This window comes from Cysteiniphilum litorale (assembly GCF_003428165.1).
GTDB lineage: Bacteria > Pseudomonadota > Gammaproteobacteria > Francisellales > Francisellaceae > Caedibacter > Caedibacter litoralis.
Genome location: NZ_QLIQ01000098.1, coordinates 1 through 2,893, shown reverse-complemented (window position 1 = coordinate 2,893; position 2,893 = coordinate 1). Strand labels below are relative to the sequence as shown.

Genomic DNA, 2,893 nt, shown 5'->3' with positions numbered 1-2,893 from the left:
AGGGGGAGTCTGTCAGCTTTACAGGCTTTGGTAAATTCAGTGTTGGTAAGCGTGCAGCCCGTAGTGGGCGTAATCCAAAAACAGGCGCACCATTAATGATTAAAGCGGCTAAATTGCCTAAATTTACTGCGGGTAAGTTATTAAAAGATGCGGCTAATGGTAAATAATGACTGACAATAACGAGTCAAGCAACAACTTACCGACACCACACGATGTCTTTTTCAAAGCCAACTTAGCTGAAAAAAGCAAGGCTAAGGCGTTACTGAAACAGATATATTCAAAGGAGTTGGTGAGCAAACTTGATTTAAAACATTTAAAGCAAGTGCCGACTGAATTTATACAGCACAATTTGCGTAAAGTGGTCGGCGATGTGCTGTATATGACTAAGATTAACGGTAAAGATGTTTATATTTATCTGCTTTTTGAACATCAATCAACCAGTGACGAATTAATGGCGTTTAGACTGTTGTTGTATGTGGTACAGATCATGCAACAGCATTTGCAACAGGGAAATGATAAGTTACCTATTATTTTACCCGCAGTTGTCTATCATGGTACAGAGTCACCTTATCCTTATTCTACCGACTTGATGGACTGCTTTGCAGATAAGGAAATAGCCAAAGAATACATGTTCAAGTCATTTAACTTACTTGATTTAACCGTCATGAGCGATGATGATTTAGGGCAGTTTGACGCTAATTTGGTCTTTGAATATATGCTTAAACACAGTCGCGATAACTTAGCAGATAAGTTGATAGAATGGCTGTTACAGTACCCGAATCAAGCGATTTATTTCATAAAATCTGGCAATAATCTATTAAATCAAGTATTCTCATATATAGAAAGTCGCAATGATGTTGACAGTGAAGCGATAGATAAATTAATCGATGTCATTAATAATAATACAGGTGGTGAGTTTATGAATTACCTAGAAAGGCGAGAAGAAAATGCAGTAAATTTAAAGGTAAAAGATACTGCAAAAACTATGCTTATTGATGGTTTAGATGATAGTTTAGTGACTAAATACACTGGACTTGACCTTGATACCGTCCTTAAACTCAAAAAAGAAATTAGCACTAAGACGAAACATTAGGCTTAAATATTTGGGCTAAAAGTCCTACTTCGGGTTAAACTTTAATCAAGAGTATGTCTCGTGTGACAAGAGATAATAAGTAAATATTTTGATTTAAAACAAGCGCAAAGCCTTATTTGAAAGCATCTGAAAAATATTTACAAAATAGCCGAAAGGCAAATAAAACCTTAGCTTTTAAAAATGCAGTCAATCAAGATTCAGCCTAAAATTCCCACTTCGGTATGAAATATAATCTTAAAAAGCTGTTGTGCTAAAGGGTGAAATCTGTAAATTTTTTAAATACTCCTTGTTAAGGTACGTGCTTTTACTGACCACCCTGTCTATTTTCGCATAATATATACTCAATAATATTACTAAAAGGCGTGTTAAGCTGCAAACGATGAGGTGCCACATTCACAAAAAACACTCCATTTCCTGTTTTCTTACCACAATCGTGGTCGCAAAATAGGAAGTGAGTCAGTTAAATCTTAGGTGCTAAGACTCAGTGACACATTATTCTCAATTGCTCTGGCACGGTTTTAGTCCATTCGTTTAAAAAGCAATCAATATATGTGTCTATTGCTCTACCCCAAGTAATGTAAAGTGCTTGAATAGTGTAAGCTCCAGAACTTTCGCCACGGGCTAGTCTGACTGTAAATAATACAATATGCGAAAGTTACCGCTGAAAATACCCATTTTACCCTCAGTGGAACAACCCCCCAAAAATCGGGATTGTTTTTTGTTCAGTGCGCCTTAAGTTAAAAATATGATAAATCACTGATAATTTAACGTCATAAGTGCAAATAACAATCAGAATTAACATTTAAAAACATGAAAACGCCAATACATTCGATTTAAGCGTATTTTTCATTGATTTTGAACGATTGCATTGGCATATTAGATATAATTAAACAGCGCTTAAATATGGAAGCTGAAATTTTGATCAAAATTGCTAAAAAGATGGATTTTTAGACTGCTTTTGAAAATATACCGAAAAAAACGCCCGTGCTATAAGCCGAAAATCGTCAATTTTTTAAAAATTTGCATATTTGGCTTAGGTTAACGGTCGCATTTTGTTAGCTGAAAATTTAGGACAAATTGGCTAAGTTGCTATTAGGCGTTCTTCGCTGAGGTGCCACAACTAACATAATCAAAGATAATCAAAGGGGAGCTTAAACCAACTCCAAGCCATATATAATATAGGCTTGTGCCATATTATTGCTCGCTGTCAATGCCAGTGTAATTATCGTTGATGCTAAGTAAGTTCTCTTTCCTGAGCCGCCATAATAGTAGCATAATTCCAGATAGCACCGATTTTTCCCTGAAAGCACCTTAACGCTGTATTTTATATGGCTTTGGTTACTATTGGTTATTTTTAAACTGATCGCTTAGTCATTATCTGATTGATTCAATTATACCTCTGTGGGAGAAGTGACAGGAATGCAAGATCATCTTTTAAACAACACCTTAGCAATCACTTATGGGGTAAGGGCTAGAGGGCAATTATTAAATCACCATGACCGATTTACTGACGTATTCCGACTACGCTATAGATTCCCTGCACAGTCCTCCAATTTTCCCTGTTTTGAAAAGTTTACATGGCTTAACATCATAAACCATAAGAATTTTAGTGTTATCTGATGCAGTCAAGGCACTTTTATTATTGGGAGGTAGGGAGGGCAAAAGACACCTTAACTAAGCACTGGGAATTATAGATAAACTGGGCTTAACTGCAACTCAAATGCGATGATTTTGCTAATTTGATACAAAATTCAAACATTGTTGTAATCTTTATTACGATTTAACATATACCTTGTTATG

General features: G+C 35.6%; 2 protein-coding genes. Both read left to right on the top strand.

Annotated features, from left to right (window positions below):
* On the top strand, window positions 1–167 hold a 167-nt coding region (locus tag DNJ75_RS14575), incomplete at its 5' end, for an HU family DNA-binding protein (protein ID WP_188618960.1).
* On the top strand, window positions 167–1,093 hold the full coding sequence (locus DNJ75_RS14570) for an Rpn family recombination-promoting nuclease/putative transposase (RefSeq protein WP_117004161.1): 927 nt from the start codon (window positions 167–169) through the stop codon (window positions 1,091–1,093). The genes DNJ75_RS14575 and DNJ75_RS14570, both read left to right, overlap by 1 nt.
* Window positions 1,094–2,893: the final 1,800 nt, after the last annotated feature.